The sequence below is a fragment of the Pseudomonas sp. FW300-N2A2 genome (assembly GCF_017351735.1).
Taxonomy (GTDB): Bacteria; Pseudomonadota; Gammaproteobacteria; order Pseudomonadales; family Pseudomonadaceae; genus Aquipseudomonas; species Aquipseudomonas migulae.
Genome location: NZ_JACNDU010000034.1, coordinates 21,226 through 42,944 on the forward strand (window position 1 = coordinate 21,226; position 21,719 = coordinate 42,944).

General features: G+C 59.8%; 18 protein-coding genes. 6 read left to right on the top strand and 12 right to left on the bottom strand.

Translation table 11 applies throughout. The features are described 5' to 3' along the window. Positions 1–81: 81 nt before the first annotated feature. The 7 genes from J4E42_RS25965 to J4E42_RS25995 form a co-directional block, all read right to left on the bottom strand. The gene (locus tag J4E42_RS25965) at positions 82–750 is read right to left on the bottom strand and encodes an HAD-IA family hydrolase (protein ID WP_207286516.1); all 669 of its coding nucleotides are present in this window, start codon (positions 748–750) and stop codon (positions 82–84) included. A 76-nt stretch (positions 751–826) separates the two neighbouring features. After that, complete coding sequence (locus J4E42_RS25970; RefSeq protein ID WP_207286501.1) at positions 827–1,234, bottom strand: response regulator; 408 nt, start codon at positions 1,232–1,234, stop codon at positions 827–829. Between the two features lie 112 nt (positions 1,235–1,346). Beyond that, positions 1,347–2,954 (bottom strand): GMC family oxidoreductase, encoded by a 1,608-nt coding sequence (locus J4E42_RS25975; RefSeq protein WP_207286502.1) that lies wholly within the window; start codon positions 2,952–2,954, stop codon positions 1,347–1,349. A gap of 161 nt (positions 2,955–3,115) precedes the next feature. Continuing rightward, positions 3,116–4,333 carry a mandelate racemase/muconate lactonizing enzyme family protein gene (locus tag J4E42_RS25980; RefSeq protein WP_207286503.1) on the bottom strand — a complete coding sequence of 406 codons (1,218 nt, stop codon included), beginning with the start codon at positions 4,331–4,333 and terminating at the stop codon, positions 3,116–3,118. A 1-nt stretch (position 4,334) separates the two neighbouring features. After that, entirely contained in the window at positions 4,335–5,669 is a 1,335-nt protein-coding gene (locus J4E42_RS25985) for a nitrate/nitrite transporter (protein WP_207286504.1), read from the bottom strand. 84 nt (positions 5,670–5,753) lie between these two features. Then, positions 5,754–7,178 carry an aldehyde dehydrogenase gene (aldA, locus tag J4E42_RS25990; protein WP_207286517.1) on the bottom strand — a complete coding sequence of 475 codons (1,425 nt, stop codon included), beginning with the start codon at positions 7,176–7,178 and terminating at the stop codon, positions 5,754–5,756. A gap of 235 nt (positions 7,179–7,413) precedes the next feature. After that, entirely contained in the window at positions 7,414–8,346 is a 933-nt protein-coding gene (locus J4E42_RS25995; RefSeq protein WP_008043425.1) for a LysR substrate-binding domain-containing protein, read from the bottom strand. 369 nt (positions 8,347–8,715) lie between these two features. Here J4E42_RS25995 and J4E42_RS26000 point away from each other — a divergent pair, with 369 nt between their 5' ends. From J4E42_RS26000 to J4E42_RS26025, 6 genes are all read left to right on the top strand, one after another. Then, positions 8,716–10,359, top strand: a complete 1,644-nt coding sequence (locus J4E42_RS26000; RefSeq protein ID WP_207286505.1) for an ABC transporter substrate-binding protein — start codon at positions 8,716–8,718, stop codon at positions 10,357–10,359. A gap of 76 nt (positions 10,360–10,435) precedes the next feature. Next, entirely contained in the window at positions 10,436–11,389 is a 954-nt protein-coding gene (locus tag J4E42_RS26005; RefSeq protein WP_008043421.1) for an ABC transporter permease, read from the top strand. Continuing rightward, positions 11,386–12,222 (top strand): ABC transporter permease, encoded by an 837-nt coding sequence (locus tag J4E42_RS26010; protein ID WP_008043419.1) that lies wholly within the window; start codon positions 11,386–11,388, stop codon positions 12,220–12,222. The genes J4E42_RS26005 and J4E42_RS26010 overlap by 4 nt, the downstream gene beginning before the upstream one ends. Positions 12,223–12,224: 2 nt before the next feature. Continuing rightward, a complete protein-coding gene (locus tag J4E42_RS26015) occupies positions 12,225–13,871 on the top strand; it encodes an ABC transporter ATP-binding protein (RefSeq protein ID WP_207286506.1) in 1,647 nt (548 codons plus the stop codon). Positions 13,872–13,957: 86 nt separating this feature from the next. Continuing rightward, positions 13,958–15,139 carry a hypothetical protein gene (locus tag J4E42_RS26020; protein ID WP_207286507.1) on the top strand — a complete coding sequence of 394 codons (1,182 nt, stop codon included), beginning with the start codon at positions 13,958–13,960 and terminating at the stop codon, positions 15,137–15,139. A gap of 236 nt (positions 15,140–15,375) precedes the next feature. After that, positions 15,376–16,251, top strand: a complete 876-nt coding sequence (locus J4E42_RS26025) for a LysR substrate-binding domain-containing protein (RefSeq protein ID WP_008043412.1) — start codon at positions 15,376–15,378, stop codon at positions 16,249–16,251. A 58-nt stretch (positions 16,252–16,309) separates the two neighbouring features. Here J4E42_RS26025 and J4E42_RS26030 read toward each other — a convergent pair whose 3' ends face one another. From J4E42_RS26030 to J4E42_RS26050, 5 genes are all read right to left on the bottom strand, one after another. Beyond that, entirely contained in the window at positions 16,310–17,851 is a 1,542-nt protein-coding gene (locus J4E42_RS26030) for a hypothetical protein (RefSeq protein ID WP_207286508.1), read from the bottom strand. A 215-nt stretch (positions 17,852–18,066) separates the two neighbouring features. After that, on the bottom strand, positions 18,067–19,500 hold the full coding sequence (locus tag J4E42_RS26035) for an NAD-dependent succinate-semialdehyde dehydrogenase (protein ID WP_207286509.1): 1,434 nt from the start codon (positions 19,498–19,500) through the stop codon (positions 18,067–18,069). Then, entirely contained in the window at positions 19,497–20,531 is a 1,035-nt protein-coding gene (locus J4E42_RS26040; protein WP_008043408.1) for an aldo/keto reductase, read from the bottom strand. The genes J4E42_RS26035 and J4E42_RS26040 overlap by 4 nt, the downstream gene beginning before the upstream one ends. 10 nt (positions 20,532–20,541) lie before the next feature. After that, positions 20,542–21,054: a formaldehyde-activating enzyme gene (fae, locus tag J4E42_RS26045; protein WP_008043405.1), complete on the bottom strand. Its 513-nt coding sequence runs from the start codon at positions 21,052–21,054 to the stop codon at positions 20,542–20,544. A 357-nt stretch (positions 21,055–21,411) separates the two neighbouring features. Further along, a complete protein-coding gene (locus tag J4E42_RS26050; protein WP_008043404.1) occupies positions 21,412–21,693 on the bottom strand; it encodes a pentapeptide MXKDX repeat protein in 282 nt (93 codons plus the stop codon). Positions 21,694–21,719: the final 26 nt, after the last annotated feature.

Here is a 21,719-nt window from a genome sequence, read left to right on the forward strand (position 1 = left end):
CTGGCGATGGTGTGTCAGCCACATTGATGTCGACTGATACACCATCGCCAGCAAGCTGGCTCCTACAGGGGGGCGGTGTTGTCAGGGGGTGAGCAGGCGGAGATGGCCGTCGGGGTCAACCTGGACGGTGACCGAGTCATAATCGACCATCGTCGCATGCGGCGTTTCGATCGGATGATCGTGAGTCGAGGTAATAATCAGCAAATCTGCCCCAGCGGCTTGCGCGGCGAGAATGCCGACGGTGGCATCTTCGAAGATCAGGCAATCGGTCACTTCGACACCTAACCGCCTGGCCGCCAATCGATAACCCGCCGGATCGGGTTTGCCGGCGCTGACGTCTTCCGCCGTGACCATCACTGCAGGTTCGGGAATCCCCGCCGCCGCCATCCGGCGAAGCGCGAGCGCTTTGGGCGCAGATGTCACGATGGCCCACTGGCTGGCCGGCAGCGACGTCAGGAAATCCGCCGCCCTGCGCACCTCGACAATTCCCTCGACATCATCGATTTCCGCTTGGGTAATCCACGCTGCTTCAGCCTCGGCATCGACACCCGGCAATGCCTGACGGTTGATGGTGTCAATGGCCCGGACGCCGTGAATGGTCGGCAGAAAAGACTCCACATCCACGCCATGGCGCAAGGCCCAGACGGTCCAGATGCGCTCGGCGGCGGCGATGGAATTGAGGACGGTGCCGTCCATATCGAACAGAAAAGCGCGATAAGGCTTGTTTAAAACCGATGGTTGAGCTGACAAGGATGAGCGTCCTTTTGCAAGAGCCGGGCGAGTTTTGCCGAGCAATGTAGCATTGGCTTGTCCGCCGCGTGTTGTTTCAGCCAACCGTCTTCGACTTCAACGCACCTTCCACGCAATCGAGCAATTGCCCAAGCGCCCAGGGTTTCTTGATGAACGACACCTCATGCCGCACGCCGGAAGTCTGCGGCGTTTCGAAGCCGGACATGATCATGATCGGCTTGCCCGGCCAGCGGTCGCCGAACTGATTGGCCAGATCGGCACCGTTGAGTTTGCCTGGCATGGTGATGTCCGTCAGCAGCAACACCACCTTGTCTGCGTGCTGCTCCAGGTAACCCGCCGCAGCATCCGCGCTGATCTTCGGTTCGACGGTGAAACCCTCCTCCTGAAGAACTTCGCAGAGAAACTCCAGGATCAGCGGGTCATCTTCAACCACAAGAATCAACCCGCCTGGAAGGTTCTCGCCCGCCGTCGATACTGGACACATGACTTTGCCACTCCCTGATTGCCGAATGAATTCGCGGGCTCAAATCCGCTGCCTACAGGTATGAGCAGCGGACTCGGCGGAAATTCATTTTTGATACAGGGAGTCGACGAAATCAGGCGTCCTGCAAAATCAGATCGGCGCCCTTCTCCGCCACCATCAACACGGCGGCATGGGTATTGCCCGACGTCACGTTAGGGAAAATCGACGCATCGACAATGCGCAATCCCTCAAGACCATGCACCTTCAACCGCTTGTCCACCACCGACCGCTGGTCGTCTGCGCCCATCGCGCAGGAACCGCACAGGTGATAAATCGAACCGCTGTTTTCGCGGAAGTACTGCAGCATCTGTTCGTCGGTTTCGACGACCGGCCCCGGCAGCACTTCTTCCACGGTGATGTTTTTGAGTGCCGGCGCCTGCATGATCTTGCGCATCAGGCGGCTGCCCTGAATAACCTCGTCGATGTCCTTTTGCGTGCTCAGGTAATTCGGGTCGATCAACGCCGCGTCACGGGGATTTTTCGAAGCGATTTCAATGTGCCCGCGACTGGTCGGCCGGCATGGATTGAAGCACAGCAGGAAACCCGAATACGGTTCAGGCTTGAGGCTGGCCTTGTTGTTTTTCGGGATCTGGTACGACAGCGGGTTGAAGTACAACTGCAGGTTCGGGTTGGCCTGCTGCTCGTTGCCCCGGAAAAATCCGCCGGCCTGATTGACGCTCATGGCCAGTGCGCCCTTGCGGGTGAACAGGTACTTGAGTCCCAGTTTGAACTGACCGAACAGCGAGCTCAGTTGATCGTTGAGCGTCTCGATGTTGGCCTTGTAGTAGTAACTGGCGCACAAGTGGTCTTGCAGGTTCTGCCCCACCGCCGGCAGGTGTTTGACCAACGGGATATTGTGCCTGGCCAGCAGCGCCTGATCGGCGACACCGGACAGTTGCAGGATCTTCGGCGTGTCCACGGCACCGGCGCACAGGATCACTTCCTTGTTGGCAGTGAAAGTGCGCACAACGCCGTGCTGGGTCACGGAAATGCCAGTCGCCCGGCCGTTATCGAACACCACACGATCCACCAGGGCGAAATGCTCGACCGTCAGGTTCGGCCGGGTCAATGCCGGGTGCAAATGCGCGAAGCTGCTGGAACAACGCTGGCCGTTGCGAGTGTTGACGTCGTAGATGCCCGAGCCTTCGAACTTCGGCCCGTTGAAGTCGTCGCTGTGTGGGTAACCGAGTTCGTCGCAGCCCTTGAGGAACACATCGCAGATCGGATGGGTCTGGCCCTTCATCGGCGTGATACTGATCGGGCCGCTGCCGCCGTGGTATTCGCTGTCGCCCAGCGGATGGTTTTCCAGTTTGCGGAAGTACGGCAGCACGTCCTTGAAGCCCCAGCCTTCGTTACCGTTGGCCGCCCAATCGTCAAAGTCATGGGCCTGGCCGCGAACGTAGATCATCGCGTTGATCGAACCCGAACCGCCCTGGACCTTGCCGCGCGGGGCATAGATTTCGCGGTTGTTCAGCTGCTTTTGCGGCTGGCTGTAGTACATCCAGTTGAAGGTCGGGTTGTAATACATTTTCGCGAAGCCGACCGGAATCTTGAACCACAGGGAACTGTCCTTGCCGCCCGCTTCCAGCAGCAGCACCGAGTATTTCCCCGAGGCCGAGAGCCGATTGGCGAGGATGCAGCCCGCGGCGCCAGCGCCAGCGATGATGTAGTCATAAGTCATGCACGGTTACCGCGTAAGTCGTTGTACAAAAAAACCGCGCGCACCCCTTGTAGGAGCGAAGCTTGCTCGCGAAGGCGTCGAGTCAGTCAACATTGATATTGGCTGGCCCGCCGCTTTCGCGAGCAAGCTTCGCTCCTACAGGAGAACTGCGCCCTCTCCTGTCAGCCCCTGGCTGGCGATGTGTCTTTGACGTCCGCCGGGGTCGGCGCCATTTGCAGGTGCAGACGCTCACCGGTGTACGGCGAATGTTTACGCACCACGTCCATGTTCAGCTCGACACCCAGGCCCGGCTCGGTGGATGGAATGATGTAGCCGTCCTCCCATTGCAGCGGTTTGGTCAGGACTTCGGCATGGAAACCGCCCCAGGTCATGATGCTTTCCTGGATCAGGAAGTTCGGCGTACAGGTGGCCAGCTGGAAACTCGCCGCCGCGCCAATCGGCCCGTTGTAGAGGTGCGGTGCGATCTGCGCGTAGTAGGCCTCGGCCATGCTGGCGATCTTTTTCGCCTCCAGCAGACCGCCGCAACGGGCGACGTTCATCTGCAGAATCGATGCACCGCCAGCCTGCAGCAACTTGAAAAACTCGTACTTGGTGGTCAACCGTTCACCGGTGGCAATCGGGATGCTGGTCTTGGCCGCAACTTGTGCCATGGCCTCTTCCTGGCCCGGCGGTACTGGCTCTTCGAACCACAGCGGGTCGTATTTCTCCAGGCGTTTAGCCAGGCGAATCGCCGAGGACGGCACCATCTGCCCGTGAGTGCCAAACAGCAAATCGCACTTGTCGCCCACCGCTTCGCGGATCTTGCGGCAGAAGGTTTCGCAGCGTTCCAGCACTTCCAGGGAAATCTGGTGCCCGGAGTACGCGGTGTACGGCCCGGCCGGGTCGAACTTAACGGCGGTGAAGCCTTTGTTCATGTTCTCGATGGCGCATTCGGCCGCCAGATCCGGGTCGTCGTAGTCGTACTCGCCCTTGCTGTTGACCGGGTACAAATAGGTGTACGAGCGCAGGCGTTCGTGGACCTTGCCGCCGAGCAATTCGTAGACCGGCTTGTTCGCCGCTTTGCCGATGATGTCCCAGCAGGCCATCTCCAGGCCGCTGACCACACCCATCATGGTCAGGTCCGGACGCTGGGTGAAACCGCTCGAATAGGCCTGGCGGAAGAAGCGTTCGATGTGGTGCGGGTCGTGGTTGAGCAGGTAGCGTTCGAACACGTCTTCGATGATCGGCAGCATGGCTTTCGGGCCGAAGGTTGCGGCGTAGATCTCGCCCACGCCTTCGATGCCGCAATCGGTCTTGAGCTTGACGAACAGCCAGTACATGCCGCCGATGTGCGGTGGCGGTACGGCAACAATGTGGGTTTCAAGGGCGACGATTTTCATCTCAGGCACCTGTCTTGTTCAAAGAAGTCTTGTTCAAAGATTGACGATTGATTCGGGCACGCAGGGTCAGGGCCGCCAGGGTCCCGAGCAGGCCGACGAACGCGATGTAGCCGAAATACAGCTTGTAACCAAAGGCACCGGGGAAATGTTCGGTGAGGTAGCCGTTGATCAAGGGAATGAAGGCGTCGGGCAAGTAACCGACCACCGAGACAATCCCAATCGCCAGGCCGGTGATGCGCAGCGGAATGTTGCAGGTGTCGAGGATCGCCCAGTACAAACCGCGAATGGCGTAGGTCATCAGGCCGATGAAGATCACCGTACCGATCAGCAGGCCCATGCTGTTGAGCGCCGGGAACACGATCAGGCCGACCATCGCCAACGTCGCGAAGAACAACGCCACGATCAGCACCGAAATGTTCGAGAACTTGTCACCCAGCCAGCCACCGCCGATGCCACCAATCGGGCGCATCCACAGCTTGATGGTGGTGATGGTGCCGGCCATGACCGCCGTCATGCCGCCGCCCTGCAGGTAATCCGAGAAGCTGTAGGTGGCCCAGAAGATGTGATAACCGCAGAACACGATGGCCGTCACCAGCCACAACTCGGGGATTTTCACCAGCGTGGCCAGGTCGCTGAGCAGGTTGTACTTGCCCTTCTCCACCGCCGCAGTGTCTTCCATCGACTTCGGGTCCTTGATCAACACCAGCACACAGCCGATGGCGATACAGGTGAAGGCGTAGAGGTAGACCACGTGTTTGAAGCCTTCAGCGGCGGACTCGCCACGGGTTTCGGTGGCGAAGGCAAACAGCCCCAGCGCAACGGTCGCCAGCAACGCTTCAACCAGGCCGCGACCGCCATCGAGGATGCCAAAGAACCGGCCTTGCTCAGTGTGATGGGCAATCATCTTCACGCGCTTGAGCACCGAGGCCCAGAACGTCAAGCCGGTGGTCAGCCCCCAGCAACCGAAGATGATCATCAAGCCGGTCAACGATGGCGCGGTGGAATACCACAGGCCCAGGGCACCGGTGGCGACCAGCGAGAAGAAGATCAGGAAACGCGGGGCAATGCGGTCGGCCAGCCAGCCGCTGGGCAAGTAACTCAGGAGGAAAATCGTGCCGAGCATCGAGTACAGATAACCCAGTTCGCTGTGGTTGATCTGGAACACTTCGAGCATGGTGGTCTGGTAGACCTGGCGCAGATAGAGGATCGGGTAGATCGCCCCGGCGGCCAGCACCAACAACATCAGCTGGATGTAACGACTTCCCTTGTCACTGTGGCTTTTTGAACCCGCGTTCGAACCCTGAACAGCGGCAACAGTGGTTGCAGGCTTGGACATCTGTGAGACCTCGGGCAGCCCGGTGGTCCGGGCGCCCCAAATAATTGTTTTTATGGGTGTCGCGTGAGGCGTGTTGCGGGTGGATCAATACTTCATGACCACCAGACGGGTCTGGGTAAATTCGAGCATGCCGTGCTTGCCGTCATCGCCGCCCAGGCCCGAGCGTTTCCAGCCGGCGTGGAAGCCCTGGTACGGGTCCGCCGGGGTGCGATTGACGTACAACTCGCCGGCCTCGATGGCGTTGGCGACTTTCATCGTGGTGCGGTAGTTCTCGGTGTACAGCACCGACGACAGCCCGAACTGATGATCGTTGGCCATGGCCAGCGCTTCGTCGATGTCGCGGTACTTGAGCACCGGCAGCACCGGGCCGAAGATTTCTTCCTGGATGATTTCCATGTCCTGACGGCAACCGCTGAGCAGGGTCGGCGGGTAGAAATGACCTTTGCCTTGCGGGATAAAACCGCCTGTTTCCAGTACAGCACCGTCAGCGACAGCGCGCTCGACCATGGCATGGATGTTCTGCTGCGAACTGGCGTTGACCAGTGGCCCCATAAAGGCGGGATCCAGGGCACGATCGCCGAACTCCACGGCGCTGATTTTTTCTTTCAGCAGGCCAAGGAATTTCTCGTAGACGCTTTCCTGCACATAGACCCGCTCGACCGCCGTGCACAACTGGCCGCAGTGCGTGGTCTTCGACGCGACGATGTCGCTGGCCGCTTTTTCCAGATCGGCGTCGGCCTCGATGATCGCCGGGGTCTTGCCGCCCAGCTCCAGCGACGGTTTGGCGATGTTGGCCTTGCAGTAGTCGAGCACGATACGCCCGGCGTTGACGCTGCCGGTCAGGGTGATCAACCCCACGGCCTTGTGCGTGCAAACGGCAGCAGCGGTGGCGTGATCCATGGTCAGGATGTTGATAACCCCCGCCGGCATTGCGGATTGCTGCACAGCCTTGGCGATTTCGAACGCCGAGATCGGCGTGTTATTGCTCGGGCGCACTACCACGGTGTTGCCGGCAATCAGCGCCGGTGCGATTTTGCGCAGCAAGGTGTAGACCGGGTAGTTGAACGGGATCAGGCACGCGACCACGCCAATCGGCTCGCGGTGCAGGAACAGGTTTTCGTTCGGGGTGTCGCTGGGAATGATCTCGCCTTCGATGCGGCGCGCCCATTCGGCGTGATAACGGGTGATTTGCGCTGCGTAGCGAGCTTCGTTGCTGGCGTCGGCGACACTTTTGCCGGATTCGGCGGCCAGCGCCTTACCAATGCTCTCGGCGCAGGCATCGAGTGCATCGGCAAACGAGCGCAGGTGTTCGGCGCGTTCGATGCTGGTGAGCTTGCCCCAGACTTTCTGGGCCGTGGCGGCAGCGTCGACCGCGTGGGTCGCTTCATCGGCGGTGGCCGCTGAAACATGACCTAAAAGCACTTCAGTCGCGGGGTTGTACACCGCGATCAGCGCTTCGCTGGCAGGTTCAATGAAGTGACCGTTTACAAAATTTCGCTCGAGTCGCATGTGCATCGCCCATCGTTGTTTTTATCCAGTGCTTGCAGTCTTGGCATCCGGAGCGGGTTGAACAAACGATTTATTGAGCGGTGCAACATTCGAAAAATGCAGGTTACCCCTGTGAACGGTACGCGCCCCTGTAGGAGCGAGGCTTGCCCGCGAAGGCGGAGTGTCAGTCAACATTGATGTTGCCTGACACTCCGCCTTCGCGGGCAAGCCTCGCTCCTACAGGGGGTTGTGGTGTTCAGGTGGCAGCGGTAGAGGGCTCGAGCTTGCGTTGCGCCAGCCAGATTTCTTCCTGCAACCACTCGCTGAACAGCTGCAATTGCGGCATCTGCGTCTGTTCCGGCCGGGTCACCAGCCAGTAGGATTGATGCCCTTCCACGTGCACGTTCAGCACTTGGGTCAACTGCCCACTGGCCAGTTCCGAAGCGACCATGTGCCAGTCGGCGATGGTGATACCCAAACCGTCGACGGCCGCGCGGATGGCCAGGTCCAGCAGGTCGAATTCGTAGCCGCCCTGGGTATCGACGCCGGTGATGCGCGCGGCGTCCAGCCAGTGTTTCCAGGTCAGGTAACGCTGGTCTTCCCGGGCCAGCACGTGCAGCAAGGTCAGGCGATTAAGGTCAATGCCCTGCTCGCTCCACTCCCGCGCATACAAGGTCGGCGCGCACACCGCGATATGCCGCTCCTGGATCAGCAGCGAACTGTCCAGCCCATCCCATTCACCGTCGCCGAAACGAATCGCGCAATCCAGCGTACTGGTTTCCGCGAGGCTGTCCTGCAAGCGTGTGGTGATGCTCAACTCCAGTTCCGGATGCTTCTCGCGCAGCCGCCCCAGACGCGGCATCAGCCAGCGGTTGGTGAAGGTCGGCGGCGCGTTGATGTGCAGGCGATTGGAATGGGTTTTCTGCTGAATGCTGCGCACCGTCAGCTCGATCTTGTCGAAGGATTGATGCAGCGCCCGTAACAGCACTCGCCCGGCGCTGGTCAGGTCGAGGTGATGATGGCGCCGCTCCAGCAGGTTTTCGCCCAATTGCTCTTCGAGTTGGCGCACCTGCCGGCTGACGGCGCTCTGGGTGACATTGAGCAACTCGGCGGCCCGGGTGAAGCTGCCGGTGCTGCCGGCCACTTCGAAGGCTTTGAGGGCATTCAGACCAGGCATTTTGCGTTTCATGAAAGGCACTCGTGGAAGGCTGACGAGGTACCAAGCATCCCACGCCTCGTAGGAAATTTCCCCAGTAACATGCATTTTTGTGTTGTGTAGGACAATCCAGCAGCTCCGCGAACCGCTTTTCTGTAGGAGTGAGCCTGCTCGCGATAGCGGACTATCTGACACATAAATGTCGACTGGCACACCGCAATCGCGAGCAGGCTCACTCCTACAGGGGTTGAGTCCAGCCTGTCTATTTCAAGCTCTGACATAGCCCTGCGCCAGTAACATGCATTTATCGAACGTTTGCGCGTTGAATTTATCGTTTGTCGATCTTTGCGCCGATGACAAAACTGCGGCCATCTCAAATAAAAACAACATGAGAGCTGCCCCATGCCCCATCTCGACGAGCTAACAACTCTGGACGGCGCCCTGCCGCATCCAGCAGTCAACGACCTGTGCACCCAAGTCAAAAGTGGCGAGATCAACCGCCGGCAATTCTTGCGCACCGCCGCCCTCCTCGGCATCACCGTCGCCAGCGCCAGCACCTTCCTCGGTTCCGCCCTGCTCGGTAATTCCGCCCACGCCGCCGAGGCCATCCCGCCACGCCAGGGCGGTACGTTGCGTTTTGCCTGCGCCATCCAGGAAATCCAGGACCCGATGCTGATCACCTGGATCGAAGCCTCGAACCTGCTGCGCAACTCCCTGGAATTCTTGACCTGGGTGGACGCCGACAACATCACCCACCCCTACCTGGCCGAGAGCTGGAGCCCGTCCGAAGACCTCAAGACCTGGACCTTCAACCTGCGCCAGGGCGTCAAGTGGAGCAACGGCGACGAGTTCACCAGCGACGATGTCGAACACAACATCCATCGCTGGATCGCCGCCGACTCCAAGTCGGTCAACCGCACCGCGTTCCAGGACATCGCTGCTTTCGAAAAAGTCAGCCCGTACCAGTTCCGTCTGTTGCTCAAGCGGCCGATTCTGGCCATCCCGGAAATGCTCAGCGCCTTCACCTGCACCCTGGTTCACCGCAGCTTCAAAAACGGTGATGACTGGGCGAAAAACCCGATTGGCACCGGGCCGTTCAAGCTGGTGTCGTTTGCGGTGAACAAGCAAGCCACCTTCGCCAAACGCGCAGATTACTGGCGCAAACCGGCCAATCTCGACGAATTGCGCTACGTCGACATGGGCACCGACATTTCCACCCATCTCGCGGCGCTGCAAGCCGGGCAAGTGGACGTGCTTTACCGCGTGACCGTGGCCGAACTGGACCTGGCCAAGCGCTTGCCGGGCGCGCAGTTGCTCAGTTGCAAGTCCGCGCAGACCGTGGTCATGCGCATGGCCTGCGACCAGAAGCCGTTCACCGATGTGCGTATCCGCAAAGCCGTGGTGCTCTGCGCCGACAATGCGCAGATGCTGAAAATCGCCTATCGCGGCATGGGCACGCTGGGCGAAGACCACCACGTCGCGCCTTCCCATCCGGAATATGCGCCGCTGCCCAAGCGTGAGCGGGATATCGCCGGGGCGAAAAAACTGCTGGCCGACGCCGGCTACCCGAATGGCATCGACATCGACCTGATTGTCGGCAACACCCAGGGCCGCTACGAACAGGACTGCGCGCAGATCCTGCAGCAGAACTGCCTGGAGGCCGGCATCCGCATCAACCTGAAAGTCATTCCGGCCACCCAATACTGGCCGATCTGGGACAAGGCGGCGTTCAGCCTGACCTATTGGGCGCATCGCCCGCTGGGCGTGATGTCGCTGGAACTGGCCTACCGCAGCGGTGCGGCCTGGAACGAAAGCCACTACAGCGACCCGGCCTTCGACGCCGCACTGGACAAGGCCATGGGCATCATCGATCCGAAACAACGGGCCCTGGCGATGCAGGATGTCGAGCGCATCCTGCAGGACGCCGCGGTGATGGTGCAGCCGTTCTGGGGTGACAAGTTCACCGCCACCAGCAAGAAGGTCCAGGGTTTCCAGGTTCACCCTTCGGACTTCTACCCAATGGATGAAGTCTGGCTGAGCGCCTGACGCGCAGCCCCAAACGTGCCCGCCCACCGACCGGTGCGGCGGGCCGGCATCCCTTGATTAGCCGGAGCCTGCAAGCATGGCTGAATTTCTGTTACGCAAATTGATGGCGCTGGTCGCGACCCTGTTGTCGGTGTCGCTGATCGTGTTTGTCGCCCTTGAACTGAACATCGAAGACGTCGCCATCAACGTCCTCGGCCCCTACTCCGCCGCCGACCAGCGCGCCGCGTGGCTGGTGGAACATGGCTACAACCAACCGTTCCTGTGGCGTTACCTGGTGTGGCTGAAAGATTTCGTCAGTGGCGACTGGGGCACCTCGGTGCACTTTCGCGAACCGGTGATCAACCTGCTGCTGCCCAACCTCGGGCAAACATTGATCCTCGCCGGGCTGGCCCTGTTGGTGATGGTGCCGGTGGCCCTGACCCTGGGCATTCTGGCTGGCATTCGCCAGGGTTCGGCGATAGACCGCCTGGTGTCGTTCCTGTCGATCGTCACCACCTCGATTCCGGACTTCGCCAGTGCCGTGTTCGTCTCGGCAATCTTTGTGTTCTGGCTCAACTGGCTGCCAGGCGTGAGCAGCATGAGTGATGGCTTCAACGCCGCCGAGCTGGCCTTGCCGCTGATGGTGCTGTGCCTGTTCGGCATCGGCTACCTGGCCCGCATCACCCGCGCATCGATGGTTGAAGTCATGCAGGCGCCGTACATCCGCACCGCTCGCCTCAAAGGCGCATCGACCTCGCGCATTGTGCTGCGCCATGCCTTGCGCAACGTCCTCATCGCCCCGATCACGGTGATCATGCTGTACATCCCGTGGTTGCTGTCGAACGTGATCGTGGTCGAAGTGTTCTTCGCCTACAAAGGCTTCGGCTCGTTGCTGTACACCGCTTCGCTGAACCACGACGTTTACCTGATCGAAGCCTGCGCGATGATCAGCGGCGCAGTAGTCGGCGCGACGAAAATTTTTTCCGACCTGGCCTACACCTGGCTCAACCCGCGCATCACCTTGCGCAGTCTTGGCGGAGGTGGCCAATGAGCTTCCTGCAATCGTTCAAACATCCCTTGGCCTTGCTCGGTTTGCTGCTGGTGGGCGGCTGGGTGCTGACCGCCACGTTTGCACCCTGGCTGGCGCCCCATGATCCGCTGGAAAGTTTCAGCCCGTTGCTCACGCCGATGAGCGCCGACGGCAATGGCCAGAGCTTTCTGCTGGGCACCGACATGATTGGCCGGGACATTCTTTCGCGGCTGGTCTGGGGCACGCGCACCGTGTTGTTCTGGTCGATCCTGGCGACGCTGACCGCGTTTGCCGTGGGCATTGCCATGGGCCTGTGCGCCGGTTACTTCAACGGCAAGGTCGATGCCTTTCTGTCGTACGTCGCCGACACCGTGTTGTCGTTCCCGGTGCTGGTGCTGTACATCGTGATCATCATCGCCCTCGGCGCTTCGGCGCTGAACATTCTGATTGCGGTGACCTTCACCAGCGCCCCGGCGATCTTCCGCATCATGCGCGCCCTGACCATCGACATCCGCTCCCGGGATTACGTGCTCAGCGCGATCACCCAGGGTGAAGGTTCGTTGCGCATCATGCTGGTGGAAATCCTGCCCAACTGCGGCGGCCCGCTGATCGTCGATTTCTGCCTGCGTATCGGCTACACCGCGATCATGATCGGCGCCCTCGGTTTCCTCGGCCTCGGCCTGCCACCACCGACCCCGGACTGGGGCGGCATGATCAACGAAGGCCGCAGCATGGCCATCGCGTTCCCGCACCTGGTGATTTTCCCGTGCATTGCCATCTCCACCCTGATGCTGGGCCTGAGCCTGTTGGCGGACGGTCTGGACGAACACGCCCAGAAAGGCGCAAGGAGCTGAGCATGAATCAACAACAAGTCTTGAAGGTGGAGAATCTCTCCATTGAATTGCCGGCCGGCGCCGACCGCAGCCACGCCGTGCAAGGCATCAGCCTGGATGTGCGCAAGGGCGAAATCCTCTGTGTGATCGGCGAGTCCGGCTCCGGTAAATCGGTGCTTTCTGCGGCGATCATGGGCGACTACGCCAAAGGCCTGCGCCACAGCGAAGGCGTGATCGATTTTCTCGGCGATGACATCTGCCGCATGGAAGAAAACGCCCTGCGTCAGTTGCGTGGTAATCGCATCGCGATGATCTTCCAGGAGCCCATGGCCGCGTTGAATCCGGCGATCCGTATCGGCCAGCAAGTCGAGGAAATCTTCGACATCCACGCCCCGCAGATGCCCGCCGCCGAGCGCCGCGAACGTATGCTCGCGCTGCTCGACTCCACCCATCTGCCGGACCCGCCACGGATCGCCAACAGCTTTCCCCATCAACTCTCCGGTGGCCAATGCCAGCGGGTGGTGATTGCCATGGCCCTGGCCATGAACCCCGACCTGTTGATCGCCGACGAACCGACCACAGCCCTCGATGTCACCACCCAGGCGCAAGTCCTGAAACTGGTGCGTGAACTGCGCGGGCGGGGCCAGCACGGCATCCTGTTCATCACCCACGATTTCGGCGTGGTCGCGGAAATCGCCGACCGCATCGCAGTGATGGAAGGTGGCCGCCTGGTGGAAATCGGTGAGCGCGATCAGGTGCTCAACGCTCCGGCGCATCCTTACACCCGCAAACTGATCGCCGCCGTGCCGGCCCTTCACCCGGAACTGCACGTGCCCAGCGCCGACGGTGAACTGGCGCTGCGCATCGAGCACCTGAACAAAACCTACAACGTCGGCGGCCGCTCGGTGGCGGCGCTCAGGGATGTCTCCCTGCAACTGCCACGGGGCAAGACCCTGGCCATCGTCGGCGAGTCCGGTTCGGGCAAGAGCACGTTGGTCAAAGCGGCGATTCGCCTGGTGGACAGCGACAGCGGCCACGTGTGGGTCGGCGACACGGATTTCCTCGCCTTGCGCGGCTCGGCACTGGCGGCCAACCGGCGGCGCATCCAGATGATTTTCCAGGACCCGTACGGCTCACTCAATCCGCGCCATCGGGTCGGCGACATCATTGCCCGCGCCGCGCAACTGCGCGGGTTGTCGGCCAAGGATGCTTGGACCGAGGCTGGCGACTTGCTGGAGCAGGTCGGGCTCAAACGTGATGCGCTCAAGCGCAAGCCCCGGCAGTTTTCCGGAGGTCAGCGTCAACGCATCGGCATTGCCAGGGCACTGGCGATGCGCCCGGAAGTGTTGATCGCCGATGAAAGCGTCTCGGCGCTCGATGTCTCGGTACAGAAACAGGTGCTGGAGTTGCTCGCCGAGCTGCAACAGCGACTGAACCTGAGCATTTTGTTCATCACCCACGACCTGCGCGTGGCGGCGCAGATCAGTGACTACATCGCGGTGATGCGCCAGGGCGAAGTGGTGGAATACGGCACGGCGGAACAGGTGTTGCTGCGCCCGCAAAACACCTACACCCAGACCTTGCTGGCGGCGGCCCCCGGCGCTTCGGCGATACCGGTGGTGCCTGTCGCGGAGCCCGCGTTGAGGCTGATCCGGCCTCAAGCCAACTAAGCCCATAACCCTTTCCCCAGGTCGCAGCGTTCGCTGCGGCATGGGTTGCTGTTGCCAACAATAATCAGAAAATCGGGAGTATCACAGTGCGCGCAATCACCCCTCGTGCTATCCGTTCCATTGCTTTGATTCCAGTGCTCGGCGCCCTCGCAGCCCCGGCCATGGCGGTTCAAGTGACCGACAACCTCGACCTCGGCGGCGCCGTGCGCGCCCGTTGGGACTATGACCCGGACCGCGACATTCAGAAATTCGGCCTGGACACCGTGTTCCTCAGCGCCAAGTACAACTCCGACACCTGGATTGGTGAGGCGCAGTACCGTTTCTACGGACGCTCCTACCCTTACCAGTACACCAAGGACTACGGCGACATCCAGTTCGCCAAGTACGCGTGGGCCGGCTACAAGTTCAACCCGGACCAGCAAGTGCAGGTAGGTTTGAACACCGTGCCGTTCGGTTTGCAGCCGTACTTCGGCAGCACCTTCTACGAAACCCTCGGCAACGTCATCGGCCTGGAAGACGTGCAACAGATCGGCGCCAAGTACATCCAGCAAAGCGGCGACTGGAACGTCCAGGCCGGCTACTACCTGCGCCCGGCGTGGCAAGGCAAAGGCACCAGCAAAGGCGTGACGTATTCCAGCGTGGTGTCCGGGGCGGACAGCTACGTCAGCGATGGCAGCGACAACCAGGAACGCAACACCATCGTACTTCGGGTGGCCAAGGCGCTGGACCTGGGGCCGTGGAAATCCGAAGTCGGGATCTCTGGCCTGACCTCGACCCTGAAAAACAAGGACACCGACAACGACGGCCGACGCAACGCCGTGGCCGTGCACTACCTGGGCAAGAACGGTCCGTGGGGCGTGCAACTGCAAGCGGCGCGGCAACAGATGTCGCCGCGCAACGCCGGTACCGATGAACTGGTGACGCTGGGCGGTTACGACGGCACTTACAACGTCGCCAGTCGCGGCAATTTGTACGTGGCGGACCTGAGCTACGACGTCAGCGGCAAATACCTGTTCGACCTGGTCAGCGGCGTGAAGCTGTACGCCAACTACAGTGCCTTCGATAAATCCGCCGATGAGTTCAAGACCTCGCAGCGGATGATTCTCGGCACCTCGTTTTCCTTCAGCAAACTGTGGATCGCGACCGAGTGGCTGTATGGCAAGAATGACCCGTACATCGGTGGCAGCAGCTACACCCAGAGCCTGGGTGCTGGCGGGACGGATCATTGGGAGAATCAGCTGTACATGAACATCGGGTATTACTTCTGATCCGGGATTTTCGGCGTCCATGAGGACGCCTTCGCGGGCAAGCCTCGCTCCTACAGGATTTGTGTCGATTTGCGAACGCACAAAACCTGTAGGAGCGAGGCTTGCCCGCGAAAGCGTCAGCCCAAACACCACTTGCATCAGCCCCTTGCTAATAGTCAGATAGGCACCACAAAACCATCCAAAAACAACAAACCGGCCCGACGCATCACCCGAGGCCAGTGCGGAGCCCTCCTTCCATGCGTCAACTCCCCTCGCTCAACATGCTGCGCGTCTTCGAAGAGGTCGCGCGGCATCGTAGTTTCAGCCAGGCAGCCTTGGGGTTGAACGTCACCCAGGGCGCGGTGAGTCGTCAGATCAAGCAGCTCGAAGACTACCTCGGCGTGGCGCTGTTCATCCGCACCCCACAAGGCCTGTCCCTGACCGAAACCGGCCTCGCCCTCTCCCCGCAACTGAGCGACGCCTTCGACCACGTCGAACGTGCCCTGCAAGCCGTGCGCGTGCCCAACCTGCGCCAACGCCTGCGCATCGTCGCACCGCCGACCTGGGCCACGCGCTGGTTGTCGGCGCACCTGCGCGCCTTTTGCCAACGCTACCCGGACATCAGCCTGAGCGTGACCAACCAAAGCGGCCACGACAACCTTGCGGAAATCGACTGCCACATCCGCTTCGGCCTCGAAGCGGCCAGCCACTGCAGCAGCCAGTTACTGGTGATGGAACGGCACATGGCGGTGGCCAGTCCGGAGTTGTTCGTCAACGGCCAACCGCCGGACTTGCGGCAGTTTCCGTTGCTGCACATCCTGCATGACGGCAAACGGTTGAAGGTCTGGGAGAACTGGCTGGCGGCAATGGGCCGGGACGATGTCGATGCGGGGCAAGGGCTGGAATTCAGCACGCTGGATCAGGTGATCCACACTGCTCTGGCGGGTGGTGGATTAGCCGTGATTGACCGGCAGATGATCGAAAAGGAATTGGCGAATGGCAGTTTGTTGCCGATCACCCCGGTGGAAGTGATCGGGCCGTATGGCTATTGGCTGGATGTGGCGAATGACAAGCAGGGTTTGTCGAAAGTGCGGTTGTTTACGGAGTGGTTAGGGGTGGTCAGCAATCCCTGATGTCACTACTACTCCGTCACAACAAGATCGATCTGAAAATCTGCGGATCCGGTCAAACTTAGTCATCATTTGGCAGCTTGATCTGAAAATACTCAAGCCTGAATCGAAACTCTTCATTCAGCCTCGCCAAAAATTGCTCAGTAATCTCGTCAAGGACGGGCTCAGCAACGATAAACAGTCTTTCGGGCTCAAATCCGCCAGGACGATATGCATATTCAAGCAGCTGCCCTAAAGCTTCTCTAACGGCGCTCGCCGCCGTCAATGTCACCTTGATCTCATATAGAAAACAACGGTTATCCGCTAGTCGAACCAGAGCGTCCGCATACCCTCCCGAACCAGTCGCGTGCTCCGTTTTAACGTGTTGTTTACCATATTGATCGCACAACAAACCATACAAGTGAGTTTGAAGCCTGTTATGACGCAGCAACACTTGACGGGATGTCGCGGGCAAATCAACAACCGTATCTGGGGAGCGCTCCGTATGTCCTGGAATAAAAGGAATACGCTGATCGGCCGTACGTAAATGCTCAAACACGAACCATGGAAACATACTGCGAAAAACATTCTCGCCTTCAAAGGCATCAATGGAATCCATATGCGCCATCAATGCCTGAGCCTTCTGCGCCCAGTTTCCACTCGGCACGGAAAACCCGGTATGAGCACAGAACCACGGAAGTACCTGCTCGTGTTTTTCCTCCACAACCAACGTGTGATATCGCTCTGGATGAATCGCCGCAAACGCGCGGGCGATCAACAGCATAGGCAGCTTTGTTATTAAACCCTCATCACGCCACTCCGCTAGTCGACGCACGATGGTCTGAAAGGTTTCAGGGCTGCCATCCACGGAAATTTCCGCCGTCAGTGCCTCGAATTGAGCTCGCAAGGAGTCGATCTTCGCCATTCCCAGCACACCCTGTGCCGCATTGCTCACACCGTTATCCCGCTCACTCCAAACCAGATCCATAACATCGGCAACTCGACCACTTTCCAGTCCCAGACGGATCTTGTTTATCGTCTCAGTGTAGTGAGGCTTCCAAATACTTTGGAATCTGTTTTCCGGTTTTTTGAACCGCTCAATAAGCAGTAATGCCTCAGCGTCAGGAATGGGGATCGGAGAATAGAACTCGCGAAAACTGACATCCTTGTTTGAAACAACGCTTTCGTGTTTGACACCAGTGAGACGGGCTTGCGCCGCCATGACCGCCTGATTGGAGAACTCCTCCGGGTATTGATTGATAATCGCCTCGAAACTGTGTGCCCCCAGACCTGCTTGAGCGAGTTCGGTATATCCACGAGAGGGTCGCTGGGCAATGACCATTCGTTCGGCGGCAAGCAGGGCACCATGTTCTCGTATCATCTTTCGGGTCCGGTTAGCTCGATACGCTTTGCCGGCAACTGTTCCTTGCAGATCCTCATAAATGTAAAGTGCCCTGGCAATGGCAATCTCTGCAGGGGTCTCGTACCCCTCTTCTTTCGCTTGAAGATCCAGCGCCCGATCAAGTGCCTTGGCCTCGGCGTCAAGATCACCAAGACGCTTGGCATTGCTGGCAAAAATTTTTGCTTCCCGCGAGGTTTTGATTCGAGCGATGGTCTCGTCCAAAACATGGCTCCATTGACAGTGGCTGCGAAGTGAGATGTGGCGGCGTACACAGTACGCCACTCTCACGACACGATGCAGGTGAATTCTGCCAACGGAAATTTTCGTTCAGTGCCATCCACTGGCATTGCACAAACTCAGCTGCAAACCTGACATCCGAGACGACACAAAATCCTGTGGGTGCGATCAGGCTCGCTCCCACAGGGTGGGTCGTGCTGTTACAACCCGCCCATCAACAGGTATTTGAGTTCCAGGTAGTCTTCCAGACCGTACTTCGATCCCTCGCGACCAAGGCCCGATTCCTTGATGCCGCCGAATGGCGCCACTTCCGTGGAAATGATCCCTTCGTTGATCCCGACCATGCCGGCTTCCAGGCCTTCGGCCATGCGCCACACGCGGCCAATGTCGCGGCTGTAGAAGTAGGCCGACAAACCGTACGGCGTGTCGTTGGCTTTTTGCAGCACTTCGGCTTCGTCCTTGAAGCGGAAGCACGCGGCCACCGGGCCAAAGGTTTCGTCCTGGGCAATCAGCATTTCGCTGTTGGCTTCGGCGAGGATGGTCGGCTGGTAAAACGTCCCGCCGAGTGCGTGGCGACGGCCGCCGCACAACAGTTTGGCGCCCTTCTCCAGCGCATCGCCGACGTGCAGTTCAACCTTGGCCAGCGCCGCTGCGTTGATCAGCGGACCTTGCTCGGTTTCGCCGTCCAGCGCACTGCCGACGCGCATCGCCGCCACCGCTTCAGCGAGTTTGCCGGTGAAGGCTTCGTAGACGCCGTCCTGAATAAAGAAGCGATTCACGCAGACACAGGTTTGCCCGGTGTTGCGGAATTTCGAGGCCATCGCGCCTTTGACGGCGGCGTCCAGATCGGCGTCGTCGAAGACAATGAACGGCGCATTGCCGCCCAGTTCCAGCGAGACTTTTTTCAGGGTGTCCGCCGCCTGACGCATCAGCAACTTGCCGGTACGGGTGGAGCCGGTGAATGACAGTTTGCGCACGATGCCCGAGGCTTGCAGCGCCCCGCCAATCGCCACGGCATCACCGGAAACGATGTTGAACACACCGGCCGGAATGCCCGCCTGCTCGGCCAGCACCGCCAAGGCGAAGGCCGACAACGGCGTCTCTTCCGAGGGTTTGAGAATCATCGTGCAACCGGCCGCCAGCGCCGGGCCGACCTTGCGAGTGACCATTGCCAGCGGGAAGTTCCACGGGGTGATCGCAGCGACCACGCCGATGGCTTCCTTGACCACGATGATCCGCGCGTCAGCCTTGTGGCTCGGGATCACGTCGCCGTAAGCGCGCTTGGCTTCTTCGGCAAACCACTCCAGAAAGCTTGCGGCGTAGACCACTTCGCCCATGGCTTCGGCCAGGGGCTTGCCCTGTTCGCGGCTGAGCAGCGTCGCCAAATCCTTCTGGTTGCTCAGCATCAGCTCGCTCCAGCGCTTGAGCTTCTGGCTGCGTTCCTTGGCGGTCAACTTGCGCCAGGCCGGCAACGCACGGTTGGCGGCGTCGATGGCGCGGTTGGTTTCTTCAGCGCCGGCCTTTTGTACGTCGGTGATCAACTCGCCATTGGCCGGGTTCAGCACCGGGTAAGTGGCACCACCGCTGGACCATTGGCCGTCGATGAAATTGCCGTGACGGATCAACGAGCTCATGCCACAGCCTCGGTCAGATTGAAGCGTTCAAGACCCGGACGGGCCGAACGCAAGATACGTTTACCGGCGGTGTAATCGTTGATCACGTCGCACGGGGTGTAATTGCGTTCCAGTTCGTGCAGCTCTTCGGCATCGAGTCTGGTTTCCAGCGCGGCCAGGGCGCTGTCGAACTGCTCGGTGGTGTCAGCGCCGACCAGCATGCAATCCACACCGGGATGGTTGGCGACCCAGGCCTGAGCTATCTGTGCGTTGGACACACCACGGGCACGGGCCACGCGTTGTACCGAATGGGCGATTTCGAACGAGGCTTCGTCGCTGTACATCTGCTGAGTGAAGAAGTCGGTCTGGTTGCGGGTCGACTGAGCGTCGCCGGTCAGCAAGCCACGGGCCAGCGGGCTGAATACCGAGACGCCCAAACCCTGGTCGCGGCAGAACGGAATCATCTCGCGTTCTTCTTCGCGGTAGGCGCAGTTCAGTTGCAGCTGCATGTTGATCGGTTTGACCCAACCGTTGCGCTCACAGGCCATGAGGATTTTCGCCAACTGCCCGGTGAGCATGGTCGACACGCCGATGTAACGCGCCTTGCCGGAACGCACGATGTCGTTCATCGCGCTCATGGTTTCTTCCACCGGGGTGTTCACGTCGAAGTAATGCAGCATGAACACGTCGACATAATCCATGTTCAGACGCTTAAGCGACGCATCGATGCTGTCCATGATGTGCTTGCGCGAATGGCCGCTGGCGTTGATGCCGGAGCGGGTGCCGTAGCCGACTTTGGTGGTGATCACCAGGTCTTCGCGACGGGCCAGGCGCTTGACGATGCGCCCCACCACTTCCTCGCCGACACCGGCGGAATAGAAGTCCGCGAGGTCGATGAAGTTCACCCCGTTGTCCAGCGCGTGCGCGACGATCGGCTCGCTTTTCTTCTCATCGAAGATCCACGGTTTCCAGTCCGGGGTGCCCATGTTCATGGTGCCCAGGCACAGGCGGGAGACTTCAAGGCCGGAGTTGCCCAAACGAATGTATTGCATGATTCGGACCTCAGGCTTTTGGCGTGTAGAAAGGGTTGCTGATGTGATTGACCACATCGGCCAGTTGCGCGGTTTCCGGTTTGCCGGTCAGCGCGGCACGGATCGCCGTGCGGCAGGCGTTGTAGTTGTTCAGGTACACCGCATCGAGGTCATCGCAGGCCGGGTTGACCCAGTTGGCGGTGACGATGGCCCACTCGTCTTCGGCTTCCGGCGGCAAGGTGCCGTCGAGCAGCGCTTCGAGCACCGCCTTGGCGATGCCGGCCTGCGACGCGCCCCAAGTGGCGTTGCCGTGCAGGTCACTGCTGATCGCGGCTTTGTTCACGTAAAGGGTCATCGGCTTGACCGGGATGTTCGGCTGAGCGATCACCATGAACGGGCAATGGCCCTGGCTTGGCGATGCCAGGCTGTTGGCAAACGCCTGCCCTGCCGGGCCGTTGCGCGGGCCGATCAGGATGTTGATGTGCGCGGCGTTCACGCCTGGGCCTTCGAAACCTTCACCGATGTACAGGTCGAGTTCTTTCATGGGTCGTTACTCTTCAGTGATTTTCTGGATGATCAGAAGTGCACGCAGACAGAGGAAGTCGCGTGGTTTTGGTCGGGGGTTGAAGAGCGCAGGACGTGGCGGAGGGAATCAGTCATGGGTGCAAACGCTCTTTTTTGTTGTTGATGAGCTGTGTTTGCGATTTTTTAACACTGGGGGTTGGCGGGGCTGTAACCATTAAAAGTCATGGGGGCATGACTTAAAGTCATACCCTGCAATGCACAACACTGTAGGAGCAGAGCTTGCTCGCGAAAGCGGTGTATCAGGCAACGATGATGTCGGCTGACACTCCGTCTTCGCGAGCAAGCTCTGCTCCTACAGGGATCGCGTTGTAATGAATTACTGCGACATGGCGTCCTTTTTCATGGCGTCCTTGGACATCGCGTCTTTTTTCATTCCGTCCTTGCTCATCGAATCCTTGGACATGGCGTCTTTTTTCATCGTGTCCTTGCTCATGGCATCTTTTTTCATCGAGTCTTTTTTCATGGCGTCCTTGGACATCGAATCTTTGCTCATGCTGTCCTTGCTCATGCCATCACTGGTTGTCGTCTCGGCGGCAAACACGCTGGCGGCACCTACGGCGAGGCACATGGACAATACGACGGTGGTCAACTTTTTCATGATGAAACTCCTTGAAGCACAGGTTG

Bases quoted from the DNA above. Each gene is read 5' to 3' on its own strand.
- J4E42_RS26035 (WP_207286509.1), bottom strand. From the start codon at position 19,500: ATGAGCTCGTTGATCCGTCACGGCAATTTCATCGACGGCCAATGGTCC.
- J4E42_RS25980 (WP_207286503.1), bottom strand. From the start codon at position 4,333: ATGAAAATCGTCGCCCTTGAAACCCACATTGTTGCCGTACCGCCACCG.
- J4E42_RS26015 (WP_207286506.1), top strand. From the start codon at position 12,225: ATGAATCAACAACAAGTCTTGAAGGTGGAGAATCTCTCCATTGAATTG.
- fae (WP_008043405.1), bottom strand. From the start codon at position 21,054: ATGAAAGAACTCGACCTGTACATCGGTGAAGGTTTCGAAGGCCCAGGC.
- J4E42_RS25975 (WP_207286502.1), bottom strand. From the start codon at position 2,954: ATGACTTATGACTACATCATCGCTGGCGCTGGCGCCGCGGGCTGCATC.
- J4E42_RS25970 (WP_207286501.1), bottom strand. From the start codon at position 1,234: ATGTGTCCAGTATCGACGGCGGGCGAGAACCTTCCAGGCGGGTTGATT.
- J4E42_RS26000 (WP_207286505.1), top strand. From the start codon at position 8,716: ATGCCCCATCTCGACGAGCTAACAACTCTGGACGGCGCCCTGCCGCAT.
- J4E42_RS25985 (WP_207286504.1), bottom strand. From the start codon at position 5,669: ATGTCCAAGCCTGCAACCACTGTTGCCGCTGTTCAGGGTTCGAACGCG.
- J4E42_RS25995 (WP_008043425.1), bottom strand. From the start codon at position 8,346: ATGAAACGCAAAATGCCTGGTCTGAATGCCCTCAAAGCCTTCGAAGTG.
- J4E42_RS26005 (WP_008043421.1), top strand. From the start codon at position 10,436: ATGGCTGAATTTCTGTTACGCAAATTGATGGCGCTGGTCGCGACCCTG.
- J4E42_RS26040 (WP_008043408.1), bottom strand. From the start codon at position 20,531: ATGCAATACATTCGTTTGGGCAACTCCGGCCTTGAAGTCTCCCGCCTG.
- J4E42_RS26025 (WP_008043412.1), top strand. From the start codon at position 15,376: ATGCGTCAACTCCCCTCGCTCAACATGCTGCGCGTCTTCGAAGAGGTC.
- J4E42_RS26050 (WP_008043404.1), bottom strand. From the start codon at position 21,693: ATGAAAAAGTTGACCACCGTCGTATTGTCCATGTGCCTCGCCGTAGGT.
- aldA (WP_207286517.1), bottom strand. From the start codon at position 7,178: ATGCGACTCGAGCGAAATTTTGTAAACGGTCACTTCATTGAACCTGCC.
- J4E42_RS26010 (WP_008043419.1), top strand. From the start codon at position 11,386: ATGAGCTTCCTGCAATCGTTCAAACATCCCTTGGCCTTGCTCGGTTTG.